The sequence below is a fragment of the Limosilactobacillus oris genome, from assembly GCF_025311495.1.
Taxonomy (GTDB): domain Bacteria; phylum Bacillota; class Bacilli; order Lactobacillales; family Lactobacillaceae; genus Limosilactobacillus; species Limosilactobacillus oris_A.
Genome location: NZ_CP104398.1, coordinates 1,339,005 through 1,356,811 on the forward strand (window position 1 = coordinate 1,339,005; position 17,807 = coordinate 1,356,811).

Consider the following 17,807-nt stretch of genomic DNA (forward strand, 5'->3'; position numbering starts at 1 on the left):
TTTGCTTTCATTTAACAAGGGGTAGGTCGGGTTCATTGATAAAAAGACTGCCACCCGGTTCAATAACCAAGGTGGCAGTTTTGATACTTGTTCAAATTAAGTTGATCGAACCAGCCGACTATTTCCGGCGACTTTGGTAAGCGCGGCGCTTTGCCTTTTCGATCTTCCGCTTCCGGGCCTTTTCAACCCGTTGCTTCTCTTCCCGCTCACGGCGAATCTTGAATGGATTCTGCAACAGCAGGGTTTGAACAACTTGGAAGGCGTTGGAAACTACCCAGTACAGCGTGATTGCTGAGGAGAAGCCCAGGGCCATGAAGAAGATCATGATCGGCATGAACCAGGTCATCATGGTCGTCATGCTATTCTTTTCTGGCATCGAGGCCATTGATAGCCAAGAACTAACGAAGGTGAAGACCGCCGCCAAAACTGGCAAGACATAGTAAGGGTCGGTGTGCCCCAGCTGCAGCCAGAGGAAAGTCCCGTGCCGCAGTTCCGGTGTCCGCCAAATTGCTTGGTACAGGGCCCACATGATTGGCAGCTGAACAATCATTGGCAGCATTGAGGCCATCGGATGGACGCCCGCTTCCTTGTAGAGCTTTTGGGTCTCTTCCTGCATCTTCATCATCGAATCACGGTCGCGTGATGAATACTTCTTTTGGACTGCCTTTAGCTGCGGCGTGATTTCCTGCATCCGGACCATCGACTTGGTCTGGTAAAAGGCTAGTGGCAAGAGCAGCACCCGGATGATGATCGTGAAGATGATGATCCCCATCCCGTAGCCTCCAGTGTGGTTGGAGAGCCAGATAATAAACTGCGAGAAGTTGTAAACGATGTAGTGATCCCAGAAACCGGTACTATGACTCGTTACGGGCTGGTTGGAACAAGCAGCCAGCAGCATTGTCATACTGGCAATCGCTGCTAGGCTCAAGGCTTTTTTCTTTTTTTTCACGCTATTCTTCCTCACTTTTTTCCTTAAATAAGTTGGCCCGCTTGAGTGCATGGACCAGGTTCTTCTTTGTTTCTGCCATCTCAAGGCCATCTGCTGCCGGACGGGCAATCACTAAAAAGTCAACATCCGACCGCAACTGCGGCTTGACTTCTAGCAGGCTTTGCCGAATCCGACGCTTTACCCAGTTCCGGTGAACCGCGTTCCCAATCTTTTTACCGACCGAGATTCCAACCCGGAAATGCTTCTGACCCGGTTTTGCCATCTGATAAATTATGAATTTATGGTTGGCAACAGAATTATGGGTTTCAAAAACCCGCTGAAATTCACTTTCCTTTTTTACTCGGTATGACTTTCTCATGATGTCTAATCTCCAGCCTTACTACGTTAGATATGAAAAAGGGCTAGGCAAACAACAACGCCAACGATCGTTGTTCGCTGAATTGCTTGCCCGCCCTCTACAATAAAAAAAGCCACTATAAAAGTGGCCGTGGTTATGCAGATAATACTTTTCTGCCCTTTTGACGCCGACGTGCTAATACCTTACGGCCATTGCTGGTGCTCATGCGCTTACGGAAGCCATGGACACGTGCACGGTGACGCTTCTTTGGTTGAAACGTGCGCTTCATGCGTTTGCACCTCCTATTTGATAAATCGGTTTGTTTCTATTCTTTCTTCAAACATACTTTGGAAGTATAACATACTTTGACTGATTATTAAACGGCAAAAAAATATTTAAATTTTTTAGTTATCCACAGAATGTGCAAAATAATCCACAACGTTGTGTAAACACCCCGGGTTGCCCCAGCTTATTCACAGGCTTTTTCCCTCCTCATCCCCAAATTCACACCCTGTTATTAAAGTTATCCACAACCCCGCATTTTCCTGTGCAAAAGTCCGCGAATCCTTATATTAATAGGCTTAGGTTTTCCACAGATTCCTGTTAATAGCCCGATCGATTAGCACGTTTTACCCGAAATCCACACCGGCAATCCTAAATTACACACAGAGTTGTGTAATTTTTTTTAGCTTGTCCACTCCCCTGTGGAAAACTAATATCGAGAATGATAGAATATCGGTTGGAATTAAATATTAGGAGGAATTATTTTGACTGAGCTCGATTCTCTGTGGGAAGCGATCCAAAATTCTTTTCGTCAATACACCGGCCAGGTGACCTTTGACAATTTTATTGCTCCGGCAAAACCGATTTCTCTCTCGCAAACACGTCTGGAAATTGAATTACCGACGCCCATGCATCGTGATTTCTGGAATAAAAATCTGACGGAAAAGCTCAAGGAGTACGTCCAACGTGAACTAGGACGTGCGGTTGAGCCAATTTACGTTTTAACGGGAGAACAAAAATCACCTAAACCGCAGCCGACTGCTGTCCCCACTTCCAACATCCCTTTAAATCCCTACTATAATTTCGAAACTTTTGTCGTGGGGGACGGCAATAAGATTGCCCATGCCGCGGCCCTCAACGCTGCCGAGCGTCCGGGATACATGAACCCCCTCTTCATTTACGGCGGCGTAGGTTTAGGTAAGACCCACTTAATGGAAGCCATCGGGAATTACATGTTAAAGATCAACAAGAACGCCCGGGTCAAGTACGTCACCAGTGAAGAATTTACCAATGACTTCATCAACTCAATCCAAAAGCGGACCACCGAGCAATTCCGGGAAGAATACCGGAACCTCGACCTGCTGTTAATTGATGATATTCAGTTTCTAGCGGACAAAGAGGGGACCCAGATTGAATTTTTCAATACCTTTAATACCCTCTACGACCAGCAAAAACAAATTGTCCTGACCAGCGACCGGATGCCCAGGGAAATCCCCGAACTGCAAGACCGGCTAGTCTCCCGCTTCATGTGGGGAATGCCCGTCGAGATTACCCCACCGGACCTCGAAACTCGGATTGCGATCCTCCGCAGCAAGGTGGAAGAGGACCACATCGATATCGGTAATGACACCCTGAACTACATTGCCGGACAAATCGATACCAACGTGCGGGAACTTGAAGGTGCCCTGACCAAGGTCCAAGTTTACGCAGACCTGAGCAACGAAATCATCACGCCCCACCTAGCATCACGGGCTCTAAAAGATTTCCGCCACTCCGCCAAACGTCAAATCACCGTTGAGGATATTCAAAAACAGGTGGCGTCGTTCTATAACATCACCCAGGCCGACATCATCGGTAAAAAACGGGTCAAACAAATCGTTATGCCCCGCCAAATCGCGATGTACCTCACCCGTGAACTGACCGACTTTTCCCTGCCTAAGATTGGCAAAGAATTTGGTGGCAAAGACCATACTACGGTCTTACACGCAATCGATAAAATTGAAGCCTCCATTAAGGATGACTCCCAATTGCAGCAGGACATTCACAAACTCAAAGACCAGCTCAACGCCTAGCTGTGGAAAAGTTCCATGCTTGTCCCCAGAATCATCAACAAGTTATCCACAAGTAAACGGGTGTGATATGATTGGATTCAAGGACTTATCCACAGTTTTAACAGGCCCTATTACTACTACTACTATTTTTAAACTATAAAATATATTTATATAAAATCAGCAAAGGAGTAACCAGCCAATGAATTTCACAATCAATCGGACTGCGTTCATCAACCAATTAAACAACGTTCTTCGTGCCATTTCATCTAAAACCACCATTCCAATCTTAACTGGATTAAAGATGGTTGTTGACACTGACCGCATTGTCCTCACCGGGAGTAATTCCGACATTACGATTGAAAGTGTCATCGATGCAAGCGATGAAGACTACGGATTAACCGTCAAAGAAGCAGGGGCCATTGTGTTACCCGCCCGTTTCTTCAGCGAAATCGTTAAGAAGCTGCCAGACAAGCAAGTAACAATTGAAGTTACTAGTGTTTTCCAAACCGACATTACTTCCGGAACCGCGAAGTTCCAAATTAATGGCCAGGATGCCAGCAACTTCCCCCACCTGCCAGAAATTGAATCTGATAACACGATTACCCTACCGACGGACGTCCTCAAAGAAGTCATCCGGCAAACAGTTATCGCAGTATCTAAGCAGGAAAGCCGGCCGATCCTTGCCGGGGTTCACTTTACGTTAAAGGACGGCCTGCTGACGGCAGTCGCAACCGATAGTCACCGCTTGGCGCAACGGAAAGTGGCCTTGGAAAATGTCGACAGCAGCATCAATTTTGACATCATTATTCCAGGAAAGAGTCTGGATGAGCTCTCGGGAATGATGGGCGATGGGATCGAAGATGTTAAGGTTCAGGTCAGCGAAAACCAAGTGCTGTTCATCTTTGGCAACACGCACTTCTATTCCCGGCTGCTGGAGGGGAATTACCCAGAAACCAGCCAGTTGATTCCAACAACGTCCGATACCACGGTGGAAGTGGAAGCGGGCACCTTCCTCTCCTCAATCGACCGGGCTTCCCTGCTGTCTCACGAAAGCCGTAACGACGTGGTTAAGTTGACGATCCAGCCAGCTAACCAGCGGGTCAAGATCAGCAGTGATTCTCCTGACATCGGGACCGTGGAAGAAGAGGTCGCAACGACTGCGCTTGAGGGCCAGGACCTGGAGATCTCCTTCAACCCGAACTACATGAAGGATGCTCTGCGTTCGTTTGGCCAGAGTACGATTCGCATCTCCTTTACCTCTGCTCTGCGGCCGTTTACCCTGGTGCCAACTGAAGACACCGAAAACTTTGTTCACCTGATTACCCCAGTGCGGACATTCTAGTTCGTGAAAGTTTGTTAACGGCCTTAGCCACTAAATGTGGTTAGGGCCGTTTTTTACTTGTTTAACCCTAGTGAAATTAATTTATTGGCAAATTGAGCCGTTTTAGGCCGTTTTTGATAAAAATGGTTCCAAAAGAAGAAAACGGCTGAGATGGGCTAATAAGGGAAAATAGCTTGTGATTGTGATATAATAGATGGAGTAAAGTAGGTGAAATAGCAGTGGAAATGAAAAAAATTATGATTGACCGGCCATTCATTACCCTCGGTCAATTACTAAAAGAAGAGGCCATTATTCCGACCGGCGGGGCAGCTAAGTGGTACCTCAAGGAAAATACCGTTTTGGTCAACGCTGAAGCAGACAACCGGCGCGGACGGAAACTATACCCAGGGGACACCGTTACACTACCGGATCATCGTCAATTAACCATTGAAAGCAAGTAGTGATCATTAATGATTCTGTCGGAGCTACATTTACATCACTTTCGTAACTATGAAGACCAAACCGTTCACTTTGCTCCCGGAGTGAACGTTTTAATTGGTCATAATGCGCAGGGCAAGACCAACATGCTGGAAGCAATCTACGCCCTTTCATTGACCCGGAGTCACCGGACCAATAACGACCGGGAGCTGATTAATTGGCGGGAGAAGTCCGCCTCCATTAGTGGGGTTGTCCAGAAAGCCAGCGGAAGAGTACCGCTGGAGCTGCAATTTACCAAGGAGGGCAAGCGGGCGAAAGTCAACCACTTAGAGCAGGCCCGACTGGCCCAGTATATTGGTCAACTGAACGCGATTTTATTTGCGCCGGAGGACTTGTCCCTGGTTAAGGGGGCACCAGCAGTCCGGCGCCGTTTTATGGACATGGAATTTAGTCAGATGAGCAGCAAGTACCTGTACAACGCCAGCCAGTACCGTTCCCTGCTCCGGCAACGGAATAAGTATTTGAAGCAGCTCAAATATCGGCAGCAGCACGACCGGGTCTTGCTCGACGTGCTATCGGACCAGCTGGCGGCTTACGGGGCCGAATTGGTGGTGGCGCGGTTCCACTTCCTCCAGCAGCTGGAAAAGTGGGCAGCAGACCTGCACTACCAGATTTCTTTGAATGCGGAAAAGCTGCGCTTGGTGTATGCCACCCAGCTGAAGGTCACGTCGGAAACAACGGTGGACGATGCCTACCAGCAGCTGCTGACGATTTTTAAGGAGAATAAGGCCCGGGAAATCGACCAGGGGAGTACGATGTTTGGCCCCCAGCGAGACGATATCCGCTTCCTGGTTAACGGCAAGAACGTTCAATCGTTCGGCTCCCAAGGGCAGCAACGGACAACGGCCCTGGCGGTAAAATTGGCGGAGATTGACTTGATGAAGGAGCAGACTGGTGAGTACCCGCTGCTGCTCCTTGATGATGTCCTCTCAGAACTGGATACGGTCCGTCAGACGCACTTGTTAACGGCAATCCAGGATAAGGTTCAGACCTTTTTGACGACGACCAGTCTGAGTGACGTTGCCCGGCAGCTGATTAACGAACCCACGATTTTTAACATTAAGAATGGCACTTTGATTAAGGAGGAAGAATAGTGAGCGACGAACAAAAGGAAACCAAGGCGCAACTTGCTAGTGAATACGATGCTAGTCAAATTCAGGTTTTAAAGGGATTAGACGCTGTTCGTAAGCGGCCCGGAATGTACATCGGTTCTACTTCAGCCCAGGGGCTGCACCACCTGGTTTGGGAAATCGTCGACAACGGGATCGACGAAGCCCTGGCCGGTTTTTGTACTGAAATCAACGTCGAAGTCAACCCGGATAACAGTATTACCGTTCGCGACAACGGACGGGGGATTCCGGTCGACATCCAAGGCCAGACTGGTAAGCCCGCTCTGGAAACGGTCTTCACGGTCCTCCACGCTGGGGGAAAGTTTGGCGGTGGCGGCTACAAAGTCTCCGGTGGTTTGCACGGGGTCGGGGCCTCGGTAGTTAACGCCCTGTCCACTGAACTAGACGTGAAGGTTGCTCGGCAGGGGAAGGAATACTACATGGACTTCGACCACGGGCATGTTAAGACTTCCATGAAGGTCATTAACGACCACCTGGCAGAAGACATCCACGGGACGACCGTTCACTTCAAGCCGGATCCGGCAATTTTCCGCGAAACCACGGTTTACAACATCAAGACCCTGATGAACCGCCTGCGTGAACTGGCCTTCCTGAACAAGGGCCTTAAGATTACCATTGAGGATAAGCGCGATGACGAGCCAGAACGGCAGGACTTCCACTATGAGGGTGGGATCCGCCACTACGTCGACTACTTGAACGAGGATAAGACGACCCTGTTTGAGCCGCCGATTTACGTGGAGGGCAAGGAAAACGGTATTACCGTAGAAGTATCGCTCCAGTACACCGACTCCTACCGCAGTGAGCTGTTGACCTTTACCAACAACATCCACACTTACGAAGGGGGAACCCACGAGACCGGCTTCAAGATGGCCCTGACCCGGGTAATTAACGATTACGGGCACAAGGCGAACATCTTGAAGAGCAACGAAACTCTGTCCGGGGATGACGTTCGTGAAGGGATGACGGCGGTTGTTTCCATCAAGCACCCCGATCCGCAGTTTGAGGGTCAGACCAAGACCAAGCTGGGGAACTCCGATGCCCGGACGGCCACGGACCACGTCTTCGCGGCGACCTTCAACCGCTTCTTAATGGAACACCCGGATGAAGCCCGGCAGATTATCGAAAAGGGGCAGCTGGCTTCCAAGGCCCGGGTGGCAGCCAAGCGGGCCCGGGAAGTAACCCGGAAGAAGAGCGGGTTGGAAATCTCCAACCTGCCCGGCAAGCTGGCTGATAACACCAGTAAGGACCCGAATATCTCAGAATTATTCATCGTCGAGGGGGACTCCGCCGGTGGTTCTGCTAAGCAGGGGCGGTCGCGGCTGACCCAGGCCATCCTGCCAATTCGGGGGAAGATTTTGAACGTCGAAAAGGCAACCCTGGACCGGGTACTGGCCAACGAAGAAATCCGCTCCCTCTTTACGGCCCTGGGTACCGGCTTTGGCGAGGATTTCGATATTGACAAGGCCAACTACCACAAGCTGATTATCATGACCGATGCCGATGTCGATGGGGCCCACATTCGGACCCTGCTGCTAACCCTGATTTACCGCTTCATGCGGCCGATGATTACCCATGGCTACGTCTACATTGCCCAGCCACCGCTGTACCAAGTGCGGCAAGGTAAGTTTGTCCGCTACATCGAATCCGACGAGGAGCTGGAACAGGTAGTTAATTCCCTGCAACCGAGCCCGAAGCCGGTTATCCAGCGGTACAAGGGGCTTGGTGAAATGGATGCCGAACAGCTGTGGGAGACCACAATGGATCCAGAAAACCGGCACTTGCTCCGGGTTCAGTTAGACGACGCCGAACAGGCCAACGAAATTTTCCCAATGCTGATGGGAACCAAGGTTGGCCCGCGGCGGGACTTTATCGAGCAAAACGCCAAGTTTGTTGAAAACCTTGACTTGTAGTCGGGGCTGAGCGGAAAAAGGAGGAACGACATTGGCAGAAGATATGTCAAATCGGATTACGGACGTCAAACTGACGAGCCAGATGAAAAACTCATTCCTGGACTACGCCATGAGTGTCATTGTTTCCCGGGCGCTGCCGGACGTTCGTGATGGGTTGAAGCCCGTCCAGCGGCGGATCCTGTACGGGATGAATGAGTTGGGAGTTACCCCCGACAAGCCCTACAAGAAGTCGGCTCGGATCGTCGGGGACGTCATGGGGAAGTTTCACCCCCACGGTGACTCCTCGATTTACGAAGGGTTAGTCCGGATGGCCCAGGACTTCAGTTACCGCTACATGCTGGTTGACGGGCACGGTAACTTTGGGTCCGTGGACGGCGATAGCGCCGCGGCGATGCGGTACACGGAAGCCCGGATGAGCAAGATCGCCTTGGAAATGCTACGGGACATCAACAAGGACACCGTTGACTTCACCCCAAACTACGATGGAACGGAAAAGGAACCGGCCGTGTTGCCGGCCCGCTTCCCGAACTTACTAGTCAACGGGGCGTCGGGAATCGCCGTCGGGATGGCAACCAACATCCCGACCCATAACCTGGGAGAGGTCATCAGCGCCATTCACATGCTGATGAACAACCCGGACGTGACGATTCCTGAATTGATGAAGGCCTTACCGGGCCCCGACTTCCCGACTGGTGGGGTCGTAATGGGCAAGGCGGGAATCCGCAAGGCCTACGAGACCGGCCGGGGGAGCATTATCGTCCGCGCCAAGGTCGATATCGAAGAGCAAAAGAACGGCAAGCAACGGATTATCGTTCATGAAATCCCGTACATGGTCAACAAGGCCAACCTGATTAGCCGGATTGCCGACCTGGCCCGGAATAAGGAAATTGACGGGATCACCGACGTTAACGATGAAACCGACCGGGATGGGATGCGGATTGTAATTGACGTGCGGCGGGACGCCAGCGCCGAGGTAATCCTAAATAACCTGTACAAGATGACCCTGATGCAGACGACCTTCAACTTCAACATGCTGGCGATTGTCAACGGGGCACCGAAGATTTTGAGCCTTAAGCAGATTCTGCAGTACTACCTAGAACACCAGGAAGACGTTGTCCGGCGCCGGACTGAATTTGACCTGAAGAAGGCCCAGAGCCGCCTGCACATCGTTGAGGGACTACGGATCGCCCTTGACCATATTGATGAAATCATCAATATCATCCGCCAATCCCAGACGAGCGAAGTTGCCAAGGGTGAACTGATGGGCAACTATGGGCTCTCTGACCGGCAGGCCCAGGCCATCCTGGATATGCGGCTGGTCCGGCTGACCGGTTTGGAACGGGAAAAGATCGAGGCCGAGTACAAGAAGCTGACCGAAGCCATTGCCGACTACAAGGATATCCTGGCCCACCGGGAACGGATCAACCAGATCATTTACGATGAGCTGATGGAAATCCAGAAGAAGTTCGGCGACAAGCGGCGGACGGAACTGCAGGTCGGTGACATCACTAACATCGAAGACGAGGACCTGATTGAAGAGCAGGACATCATCGTTACGCTGACCCATAACGGCTACATCAAGCGGCTGCCGGTTGACGAGTTTAAGTCCCAGCACCGGGGCGGTCGCGGCGTCAAGGGGATGGGCGTCCACAACGATGACTTCATCGAACAGCTGATTTCCAGCTCGACCCACGACCTGTTGCTCTTCTTCACCAATTCCGGGAAGGTCTACTCGATGAAGGGCTACGAGGTGCCAGAATACGGCCGGGCTGCCCAGGGGATTCCGATTATCAACCTCCTGAACATCGACAGTAAGGAAAAGATCAGTGCGGTCATCAACGTTTCTCACGAGACCAACGATGACGATAAGTTCCTCTTCTTTACCACCAAAGACGGAACGGTTAAGCGGACACCAGTACCGGAGTTTAAGAACATCCGGAGCAACGGACTCAAGGCCATCAACCTCCACGACGATGACGAACTGATTGACGTTGATGTTATCGAAGACCAGCAGACGATGATCATCGGGACGCGTAATGGGTATGCCCTGAGCTTTAATTCCGCGGTTGTCCGGTCAATGGGCCGGGGAGCTGCTGGTGTCCGGGGAATTCGCCTGCGGGATAACGATTCCGTCATCGGCGCGGCCCCGCTGCACCAGGATGATAATGTTCTGGTAATCAGTGAGAATGGTTTTGGTAAGCAAACACCGGCCAAGGACTACCCAATCAAGGGTCGTGGTGGTCTCGGTGTCAAGACAGTCAACGTGACGAAGAAGAACGGCCCACTGGTCGGTATGACGACCGTTGCTGGCGATGAAGACATCATGCTGGTAACTGACCAGGGGGTTATCATCCGCTTTGGGATCGAAAGTGTTTCGCAGACCGGTCGTTCGGCTGTTGGTGTCCACCTGATCAAGATGGATGACGGTGCCAAGGTCGCAACAATGGCGAAGGTCGAAAAGGAAGACGACAGTGACGATGACGCACAGGGGACTGAAGATGGCAGTGCTACTGTCGAAGTCACCGACGCCGCTAACCCCGACGAAAATCCAGAAAATCTAGAATAATTAAGTGCAAAATCCTGAGGAGCGCGTATATATTAAGTAGCCGCAAACCTCAGGATTTCTCGTTATCTGTGCCTTGTTTTAAAGCGTGCTTTATGCTATATTTTATATCTGTGAGTATACGTACAGACGTCTACTCTCCTTGTTCTTCTTCACTGGTAAGAAGAACCAGAGTCCATAAGGAGGTGTAACATTCATGGAAACACGTAAATATGAAATTACTTACATCATTCGTCCTGACATCGAAGAATCAGCAAAGAGCGAACTGGTAGACCGGTTCGACAAGGTTTTAACGGACAATGGTGCAGACATCGCTGAATCAAAGGACTGGTCAACTCGTCGTTTTGCTTACCCAATCGACAAGTACACTGAAGGTACTTACCACGTAGTTACTTTAACTACTGATACTGACGAAGCATTAAACGAATTCGACCGTCTTTCAAAGTTCAGTGACGATATCCTACGTCACATGATCGTTAAGCTTGATGCTTAATTAGATTGTCAATTTAATAGAGAGGAGAACGATCAATGATTAATCGTGCAGTCTTAACTGGGCGTTTAACGAGAGATCCTGAGTTGCGGTACACGACGAGCGGGACAGCGGTAGTATCATTTACCCTGGCTGTTGACCGGCAATTCCGGAACCAGAACGGGGACCGGGACGCCGACTTTGTCAACTGCGTTATCTGGCGTAAGTCCGCGGAAAACTTCAGTAACTTCACGCATAAGGGTTCCCTAGTGGGGGTCGAAGGCCGGATTCAAACCCGGAACTACGAAAACCAGCAGGGTAACCGGGTATACGTTACCGAAGTCGTCGTTGATAACTTCGCATTGCTTGAACCCCGGCAAAATGGCGGGATGAACCAGGGCGGTCAGCAACAACCATTTAACAATGGCAGCAATCAACCGTTTGCCGGTCAGCCCCAGCAGCAATTCGGTGGTAATCAGCCACAGACTAATAATGCTCCTCAAGGGAATCCATCATCAAATAACGGCTTCGGTGGGAACGCCCCAGCCAATAACGATGCGCCTTTCTCTGCCGGCAATACGAATAATGACGGCGAACAAAAGATTGACGTGTCAGATGATGAATTACCATTCTAAATAAATTTTTACCAAGATAGGAGGGTAATTTCATGGCACAACAACGTCGGGGCGGTCGTCGTCGTCGCAAGGTCGACTTCATCGCCGCTAACCACATCGAATACATCGATTACAAAGATACTGACTTATTACGGCGGTTTATTTCCGAACGGGGTAAGATTTTACCACGCCGGGTCACTGGTACCAGTGCTAAGAACCAACGTAAGTTAACCATCGCTATTAAGCGTGCCCGGATTATGGGTCTTCTGCCATTCGTTGCTGAAGATTAATCTGGTAATCAAAACGGAAGCGACCGCTAGAGTTATAGTGGGTGCTTCCGTTTTCTTTTAGGAGGAAGTTATAATGCAGGTACTTTACATCAGTGCAAGCATCCTGGCATTTATTGGGGTAATTATGCTCTGGCTGGGGTTTGCCCAGCGCTACCATGAGCTAACCGGTCTGCAAAAGGCCGCGTTGCTAGTGACGACTGTGGGCGTTTTAATTCCGCTGTTAGCAGGGTTTATTACGGGCTGGCTCGGTCATTAGAGCTGGCGCTGCGGCAATTTTCTGTACTCCTGATTCGTTCGATCGGGTTTGTTGCCGTCGGATGTGATATGATAGATTTATCCAAGAAAATGGGAAGAACGGTTCCTTTTTTGGGAGGATTATTATGCACAAATTTTTCAGTCGTGAAAACTGGCTGTTTTATTTTAAACACCCAGCAGTCCGCTGGAATGTCTGCTATTTGCTATTATTGACTATTCTCAGCCTCTGCTTTGCTTTTACCCTCAACTGGGTCGTAGGCATAATTGTCTTTGTCATCGCCCTGGTTGGTGGTGTCACCAGTGTTAAGCAGCTGCGGCGGTTGGTAATTGACGCAAATGAATACCTCAACCACCTGGTGTATCAAATCAAGCAGGGTCAGCAAGAGGCCCTCTTGGAAATGCCGGTGGGCTTGATTATGCTCAACCAGCGTCAAGAAGTGGAGTGGATCAACCCCTACATGGCCCGGTACTTTCCTTTGAAACGGGTCGTGGGCAAGTCTTTAGCAGAAGTCGATGAAGAATTAGCCCAGCTAGTTCAGCAACACGCGGACGATACGAAGCCCCAAGTAGTGACGTGGCGGGACCGGCAGTTTGACTTCCTGGTCCAAAAGCAGCACCGGGTAATCTACCTGATGGACGTCACGAAGTATGAACAGATTAGCAAACGCTTCAAACAGGAACAGATTTTCCTCGGCAACATCTACCTGGATAACTACGATGAATTGATCCAGGGAATGAATGATTCGAACGTGTCGAACCTCCACAACTACGTCACGTCGGAAATCAGCAAGTGGGCCCAGGAAAACCAGCTGTTGATGAAAGTCATCGATGACGATAACTATTTGATTATCGGTCATCGGAGCGCGCTCCAGGAGCTGGAACGAAAGAAGTTCAAGATCCTGGATATTATTCGGGAAAATACGTCTCAGCAGAATTCGCCGGTTACCCTCAGTGTCGGGATTTCCTACGGGGAAAACAACCTGATTAAACTGGCGGATACTGCCCAGGAAAACCTTGACCTGGCGCTAGGCCGGGGTGGTGACCAGGTCGTTGTCCGGGCCCAGGACCAACCGGCCCGCTTCTACGGTGGGAAGACCAACCCGATGGAGAAGCGGACCCGGGTTCGGGCGCGGATGATCAGCCAGGCCTTGAAAGAACTGATTGATCAGGCTGACCAGCTCTTCGTCATGGGCCACAAAAAGCCCGATATGGACTCACTAGGGGCCTGCCTCGGAATTCGCCGGATCGCGGAGATGAACGGGAAGGAGTGCTGGATTGTCGTTGATGATGAGCAGCAGCACTCTGATATTCAGCGCCTAATGCGGGAAGTTGATAACTACCAGAACATTAAGGACCACATTATTTCGCCAAGCGAGGCGCTGGAAAAGGCGACCGCTAACAGCCTCCTGGTCATGGTTGACCATGCCAAGGAAAGTATTACCATTTCGCCGGCCCTGTACGATCAGTTGCAAAACCGGCTGGTCATTATTGACCACCACCGGCGGGGCGAGGAGTTCCCTGAAAATCCCCTGCTGGTCTACATCGAGCCCTACGCTTCGTCGACCTGTGAACTGATTACGGAAATGTTTGAGTACCAGCCGCGCGAGGGGAAGGGACTGAATAAGCTGGAAGCTACAACCATGCTGACGGGGATTCAGATCGATACCAAGTCCTTTACCAAGAGTGCTGGGACACGGACCTTTGATGCGGCTAGCTACCTGCGGTCAGCCGGGGCTGATGGGATGATGATTCAGTCCTTTATGAAGGAAGATTCGCAGAGCTTTATGCAGCGCAACCACCTGCTGGCGCGAGCAGAGATCAATGATCAAATTGCCATCTGTGCCGGTGAAGAGGACCGCTATTACGACTCGGTCACGGCGGCCCAGGCGGCAGATATGCTCTTGCAGATTTCGAACGTCGACGCGTCGTTTGTGATTACCAAGCGGTCGGACGGCGGGGTCGGAGTTTCTGCCCGGTCGATGGGGGACTTTAACGTTCAAGTAGTGATGGAAAAAATGGGTGGTGGCGGTCACCTAGCCAACGCTGCAACCCAGATTAGCGGCAAAACCGTTGCGGAGGTCAAGCAGGAATTGCTGAACCTGCTCCACCAGCGGGTCGCTAAGGATGATGAAAAAACAGAGGAGTGACAAGGATGAAAGTTATTTTTACTCAGGATGTTCGTGGACGCGGTAAGCGGGGCCAGGTTAAGGATGTTCCCGATGGTTACGCCCAAAACTACCTCATCAAGCGCGGCCTCGCTAAGCAGGCTACTAAGGCAGCAATGAGCCAGCTGGCCGGTCAGAAGCGGGCTGAGGAAAAGCACGCCGAAGAAGAACTGGCGGAGGCTAAGCAGGTCAAGAAGGTCTTGGAGAGTGACAAGACCGTAGTAGAGCTGAGCGGAAAGGCGGGGACTGATGGCCGGATGTTTGGTTCTATTTCCACCAAGCAAATCGCTACGGCCCTGGAAAAGCAGTACAAGCTGAAGATTGACAAGCGCAAGATCGAATTAGCAGCGCCAATCAAGGCTTTAGGTTACGTAAACGTGCCAATCAAGCTGCACCCTGAAGTCACGGCTGAAATCCGGGTGCACATTGCGGAAAAGTAGTTTGCGGTTAAAGGCAAAGGAGCAGAATCGCCATGGATAATGCACCCATGCAAGAAGAGCCCCGCGATTTAGAAGCTGAAAAAGCAGTTCTGGGAGCTGCTTTTTTAAGTAAAAACGCGCTGGCCGATGCAATGGAATATTTGGAGGCGCCCGATTTCTACCGGCGGGCCCACCAGATTATTTTTGAAAAGATGGTCGACCTGTATGAGGACGACCAGCCAATTGATCCCATCACGATGAATAGCGCTCTGATGAAGGACAACCAGACGGAAAACGTCGGTGGACCTGCCTACATCGCGGAGCTGGCCTCGTCAGTGCCATCCGCCCGCGACGTCAGTTACTACGCGAAAATCGTTCATGATAAGGCGACCCGCCGCCGGCTGATTGAAGTGGCAACGAAGATTATCAACGATAGCTACGCCGATAACCAGCAGCTTGGCGACTTGCTCGACACGGCAGAGCGGGACGTGATGCAGGTATCTGAGGGGAGCAGTCAGACCTCCTTTAAGAAAATTAGCACGGTCCTGGATGAATCCCTGAGCCACATTGATGAGCTGTCCCAGCAGCAGAGTGATGTCACCGGCTTGAAAACCGGCTACCAGCAGCTGGATGAGATGACGACTGGATTGCACAAGGATGAGCTGGTCATCATCGCTGCGCGGCCGGCCGTGGGGAAGACCGCCTTCGCACTGAACATTGCCCAGAATGTCGCCACCCGGACTGAGGACGGCAAACGAACGACGGTGGCAATCTTCAGCCTGGAAATGGGCGCGGAATCACTGGTTAACCGGATGCTATGTGCTGAGGGAAACATTAACGCTAACCACCTGCGGACGGGGCAACTGACCCCCGAAGAGTGGGAGAGTATGTACATGGCGATGGGAACCCTGTCGAATGCCCAGATTTATATTGACGATACGCCCGGGGTGAAGGTCGCTGAAATTCGGGCCCGGTGCCGGCGGCTAGCCAAGGAAAAGGGTAACCTGGGCTTGATCGTGATCGACTACCTCCAGCTGATTGAAGGGAGCAACCCCGACAACCGGCAGCAGGAAGTTTCCGAAATTTCCCGGCAGCTCAAGAAGCTGGCAAAGGAGCTGGAAGTACCAGTAATTGCCCTCTCCCAGCTTTCCCGGGGAGTCGAACAGCGCCAGGACAAACGGCCGGTGCTGTCTGATATTCGTGAATCAGGGTCAATTGAACAGGATGCCGATATTGTCAGTTTCCTCTACCGTGACGACTATTATGAACACGAGGGGGAAGATGACGATGACCAGCAGGGTGGCAGTCCGGCCCAACAGGAGGATGATGCCGACGCGGCCAACGTCAGTGAAGTCGAAGTCATTATTGAAAAGAACCGTAGTGGTCCGCGGGGAACGGTCAAGCTCTTGTTTGCCAAGTCGTATAACAAGTTTGCTTCCGTTGCTTACGTACCAGAGGACCACCAGTAAACGGGACGGCGCTCGTTTAACCGGCTTGCTGTCCCGCAGTCACCGCCGGGGATGCCTGCCGGAGCCGCCGGCGGTACCGCTGTGACTTTAATATCGAGAGAATAGTAAAAAGGGGCTGAGTTATTTTCCAGCCTCTTTGATTTAATAGGAGGTGGCGAAGATGCAAACGAAGAGCGCGGTAAAGTTGAAATGGTTATTGATCAGTATGTTTATCAGCAGCCTCGGCAACAGTTTTGTCTGGCCACTGACCACCATTTATATGCATGAACAGCTCCACGAAACGTTGACGATGTCCGGGATTGTCCTGCTCTTCTACTCCGGCGCCAACGTGGTCGGCAGCTACCTGAGTGGTAACCTCTTTGACCGCCATAACCCCCACTGGCTCCTGTTCGGCGGGACCGTCGTGGCAACCATCATCATTGCCCTGCTGATCTTTTTCAACGGCTGGCCAATTTACGCCGTTTTGCTGACGATGATTGGCTTTTTTAATGGTTGGATCATTACAATGATTAATTCCTATGCAACGAAGGTGGGCCGTGATGGCCGCTACGTCTTCAACATGTTATACTTTGCCAGCAACCTGGGGATGGTGATCGGGACGACGATCGTGGGCCCGCTCTACCAGTACGCCCACGGGAGTGTATCGCCACTGTTTGCCTTTACGACAGTCTTTTACACGCTCTTGGCGGTAATTACTCTGACCTGCTTTGGCAACGGCGAACCGGCGCCGGTCAGTGCCAGCGCTGCTTCAGATAAGGCGGCAGCGAAGAGGGTTAGTGTTCCCCGGGCGAACCTCTGGATTTGCTGGACCTTCTTTATCAGTCTCTGCGTAATCTGGACGATGTATGAACAGTGGTCCAGCAACCTGTCCGTCTTTATGACCGAACAGGGAATCTCGATGACCAAGTATAGTCTGCTGTGGACGATTAACGGGATTTTGATTGTGGTGGCGCAGCTGGTGTTATCCTGGCTGGACCGCTGGCACATCAACCCCTACCTGCTGGTTTACATCGGGACGCTGACGATTGCCCTGTCCTTTGTCCTCTTGCTGGTGGCAAAGTCATACGCCTGGTACATTCTCGCGATGGTGGTCCTGACAATTGGCGAAGCGACGGTGATTCCAACGATGCCGGCAATTGTCAATAGCCTCTCGCCGGTGGCCGTCAAGGGGAAGTACCAGGGAATCCTGAACGCTTATTCTTCCCTTGGGAAGGCCTTTGGACCACTGTTTGGTGGGGTCATTATCGGCCTGAGCTCGTACCACGTACTGTTTATTATTTGCGCACTGGCTATCTTTGCCCTCGAACTGGTGATTTTCTTGGTCGTCCGGAGCAAGCGGCCAGCTACCAAGGAGTATTAGGAAG

17 protein-coding genes are annotated in these 17,807 nt (G+C 51.2%); 14 read left to right on the forward strand and 3 right to left on the reverse strand.

The window, feature by feature from the left end; all coding sequences use genetic code 11:
- Positions 1 to 118: 118 nt before the first annotated feature.
- The 3 genes from N4599_RS06775 to rpmH form a co-directional block, all read right to left on the reverse strand.
- Complete coding sequence (locus tag N4599_RS06775; protein ID WP_419719942.1) at positions 119 to 1,000, reverse strand: YidC/Oxa1 family membrane protein insertase; 882 nt, start codon at positions 998 to 1,000, stop codon at positions 119 to 121.
- Positions 951 to 1,307 carry a ribonuclease P protein component gene (gene rnpA / locus N4599_RS06780; protein WP_003712059.1) on the reverse strand — a complete coding sequence of 119 codons (357 nt, stop codon included), beginning with the start codon at positions 1,305 to 1,307 and terminating at the stop codon, positions 951 to 953. Before rnpA ends, N4599_RS06775 begins: the two co-directional genes overlap by 50 nt.
- Before the next feature lie 133 nt (positions 1,308 to 1,440).
- On the reverse strand, positions 1,441 to 1,575 hold the full coding sequence (gene rpmH / locus N4599_RS06785) for a 50S ribosomal protein L34 (RefSeq protein ID WP_003665227.1): 135 nt from the start codon (positions 1,573 to 1,575) through the stop codon (positions 1,441 to 1,443).
- 478 nt (positions 1,576 to 2,053) lie between these two features.
- Between rpmH and dnaA the strand changes: the two genes are divergently transcribed.
- The 14 genes from dnaA to N4599_RS06855 all read left to right on the forward strand — a co-directional run bounded on the left by dnaA (position 2,054) and on the right by N4599_RS06855 (position 17,803).
- Entirely contained in the window at positions 2,054 to 3,361 is a 1,308-nt protein-coding gene (gene dnaA, locus N4599_RS06790; protein ID WP_003715681.1) for a chromosomal replication initiator protein DnaA, read from the forward strand.
- A gap of 178 nt (positions 3,362 to 3,539) precedes the next feature.
- A complete protein-coding gene (gene dnaN / locus N4599_RS06795; RefSeq protein WP_062813139.1) occupies positions 3,540 to 4,682 on the forward strand; it encodes a DNA polymerase III subunit beta in 1,143 nt (380 codons plus the stop codon).
- A gap of 224 nt (positions 4,683 to 4,906) precedes the next feature.
- Positions 4,907 to 5,122, forward strand: a complete 216-nt coding sequence (gene yaaA, locus N4599_RS06800) for a S4 domain-containing protein YaaA (protein WP_062814113.1) — start codon at positions 4,907 to 4,909, stop codon at positions 5,120 to 5,122.
- A gap of 9 nt (positions 5,123 to 5,131) precedes the next feature.
- Positions 5,132 to 6,253, forward strand: a complete 1,122-nt coding sequence (recF, locus tag N4599_RS06805; protein WP_191363745.1) for a DNA replication/repair protein RecF — start codon at positions 5,132 to 5,134, stop codon at positions 6,251 to 6,253.
- Positions 6,253 to 8,199, forward strand: coding sequence for a DNA topoisomerase (ATP-hydrolyzing) subunit B (gene gyrB / locus N4599_RS06810; protein ID WP_062813137.1), 1,947 nt, complete (start codon positions 6,253 to 6,255; stop codon positions 8,197 to 8,199). The genes recF and gyrB overlap by 1 nt, the downstream gene beginning before the upstream one ends.
- A 31-nt stretch (positions 8,200 to 8,230) precedes the next feature.
- On the forward strand, positions 8,231 to 10,765 hold the full coding sequence (gene gyrA, locus N4599_RS06815; RefSeq protein WP_062813136.1) for a DNA gyrase subunit A: 2,535 nt from the start codon (positions 8,231 to 8,233) through the stop codon (positions 10,763 to 10,765).
- A 193-nt stretch (positions 10,766 to 10,958) separates the two neighbouring features.
- Positions 10,959 to 11,255 carry a 30S ribosomal protein S6 gene (gene rpsF, locus N4599_RS06820; protein ID WP_003712079.1) on the forward strand — a complete coding sequence of 99 codons (297 nt, stop codon included), beginning with the start codon at positions 10,959 to 10,961 and terminating at the stop codon, positions 11,253 to 11,255.
- 35 nt (positions 11,256 to 11,290) lie between these two features.
- Positions 11,291 to 11,866, forward strand: a complete 576-nt coding sequence (ssb, locus tag N4599_RS06825; RefSeq protein WP_003715685.1) for a single-stranded DNA-binding protein — start codon at positions 11,291 to 11,293, stop codon at positions 11,864 to 11,866.
- A 32-nt stretch (positions 11,867 to 11,898) separates the two neighbouring features.
- On the forward strand, positions 11,899 to 12,135 hold the full coding sequence (gene rpsR / locus N4599_RS06830) for a 30S ribosomal protein S18 (RefSeq protein ID WP_003665240.1): 237 nt from the start codon (positions 11,899 to 11,901) through the stop codon (positions 12,133 to 12,135).
- Positions 12,136 to 12,208: 73 nt separating this feature from the next.
- The gene (locus N4599_RS06835; protein ID WP_062813135.1) at positions 12,209 to 12,391 is read left to right on the forward strand and encodes a hypothetical protein; all 183 of its coding nucleotides are present in this window, start codon (positions 12,209 to 12,211) and stop codon (positions 12,389 to 12,391) included.
- 124 nt (positions 12,392 to 12,515) lie between these two features.
- Entirely contained in the window at positions 12,516 to 14,537 is a 2,022-nt protein-coding gene (locus N4599_RS06840; protein WP_003712021.1) for a DHH family phosphoesterase, read from the forward strand.
- A gap of 5 nt (positions 14,538 to 14,542) precedes the next feature.
- Positions 14,543 to 14,995: a 50S ribosomal protein L9 gene (rplI, locus tag N4599_RS06845; RefSeq protein ID WP_003712030.1), complete on the forward strand. Its 453-nt coding sequence runs from the start codon at positions 14,543 to 14,545 to the stop codon at positions 14,993 to 14,995.
- A gap of 32 nt (positions 14,996 to 15,027) precedes the next feature.
- Positions 15,028 to 16,443 (forward strand): replicative DNA helicase, encoded by a 1,416-nt coding sequence (dnaB, locus tag N4599_RS06850; RefSeq protein ID WP_003712124.1) that lies wholly within the window; start codon positions 15,028 to 15,030, stop codon positions 16,441 to 16,443.
- A gap of 160 nt (positions 16,444 to 16,603) precedes the next feature.
- On the forward strand, positions 16,604 to 17,803 hold the full coding sequence (locus tag N4599_RS06855; protein WP_260898659.1) for an MDR family MFS transporter: 1,200 nt from the start codon (positions 16,604 to 16,606) through the stop codon (positions 17,801 to 17,803).
- Positions 17,804 to 17,807 lie beyond the last annotated feature (4 nt).